The following is a 1,657-nucleotide window of genomic DNA, read 5'->3' as shown; positions in this document are numbered from 1 at the left end:
TTTTTAAACCTAACGATCGTGTCTCTAGAAAGGAGGTGTTCCAGCCGCACCTTCCGGTACGGCTACCTTGTTACGACTTAGCCCCAGTTACCAGTTTTACCCTAGGCAGCTCCTTGCGGTCACCGACTTCAGGTACCCCCAGCTTCCATGGCTTGACGGGCGGTGTGTACAAGGCCCGGGAACGTATTCACCGGATCATGGCTGATATCCGATTACTAGCGATTCCAGCTTCATGGAGTCGGGTTGCAGACTCCAATCCGAACTGTGACCGGCTTTATAGATTCGCTCCCTGTCGCCAGGTGGCTGCTCTCTGTACCGGCCATTGTAGCACGTGTGTAGCCCAGGACGTAAGGGCCGTGATGATTTGACGTCATCCCCACCTTCCTCGCGGTTTGCACCGGCAGTCTTGCTAGAGTTCCCGACATTACTCGCTGGCAACTAACAACAGGGGTTGCGCTCGTTATAGGACTTAACCTGACACCTCACGGCACGAGCTGACGACAACCATGCAGCACCTTGTAGAATGTCCGAAGAAAAGTCTGTTTCCAAACCTGTCATCCTACATTTAAGCCCTGGTAAGGTTCCTCGCGTATCATCGAATTAAACCACATGCTCCACCGCTTGTGCGGGCCCCCGTCAATTCCTTTGAGTTTCAAACTTGCGTTCGTACTCCCCAGGTGGGATACTTATCACTTTCGCTTAGCCACTCAGTCTTGCGACCGAACAGCTAGTATCCATCGTTTACGGCGTGGACTACCAGGGTATCTAATCCTGTTCGCTCCCCACGCTTTCGTCCATCAGCGTCAATGTATTGTTAGTAACCTGCCTTCGCAATTGGTATTCCATGTAATATCTAAGCATTTCACCGCTACACTACATATTCTAGTTACTTCACAATAATTCAAGTTCTACAGTATCAATGGCAGTTCGACAGTTGAGCTGCCGGATTTCACCACTGACTTATAAAACCGCCTACGGACCCTTTAAACCCAATGATTCCGGATAACGCTTGGATCCTCCGTATTACCGCGGCTGCTGGCACGGAGTTAGCCGATCCTTATTCTTACGGTACCGTCAGGACTCTACACGTAGAGTAGTTTCTTCCCGTACAAAAGCAGTTTACAATCCATAGGACCGTCATCCTGCACGCGGCATGGCTGGTTCAGACTTGCGTCCATTGACCAATATTCCTCACTGCTGCCTCCCGTAGGAGTCTGGTCCGTGTCTCAGTACCAGTGTGGGGGACCTCCCTCTCAGGACCCCTACCCATCAAAGCCTTGGTATGCCGTTACCATACCAACTAGCTAATGGGACGCATGCTCATCTTGTACCGAAATTCTTTAATATAAAACCGATGCCAGTTCTATATACTATGGGGTATTAATCCGGATTTCTCCGGGCTATCCCCCAGTACAAGGCAGATTGCATACGCGTTACGCACCCGTGCGCCGGTCTCAAAATAGCAAGCTATTTCTACCCCTCGACTTGCATGTGTTAGGCCTGCCGCTAGCGTTCATCCTGAGCCAGGATCAAACTCTTCATCGTATATTTTTAATATTTTTACGATCTTTATTGCTAGGTCTTGTGTTTTCGATAAATCGAGTTTCTTACTCTCTCTTTATGCTGTCAATCCAATATGTCTATGAACGTGTCTTCT

1 rRNA gene is annotated in these 1,657 nt (G+C 49.4%); it reads right to left on the bottom strand.

Features of this window, described 5'->3' with window-relative positions:
* Nucleotides 1–28: 28 nt before the first annotated feature.
* A 16S ribosomal RNA gene (locus GN157_RS01225) occupies nt 29–1,545 on the bottom strand.
* Nucleotides 1,546–1,657 lie beyond the last annotated feature (112 nt).

This window comes from Flavobacterium rakeshii, assembly GCF_009741375.1.
Taxonomy (GTDB): Bacteria; Bacteroidota; Bacteroidia; order Flavobacteriales; family Flavobacteriaceae; genus Flavobacterium; species Flavobacterium rakeshii.
This window is presented reverse-complemented; position numbering and strand designations above follow the sequence as displayed.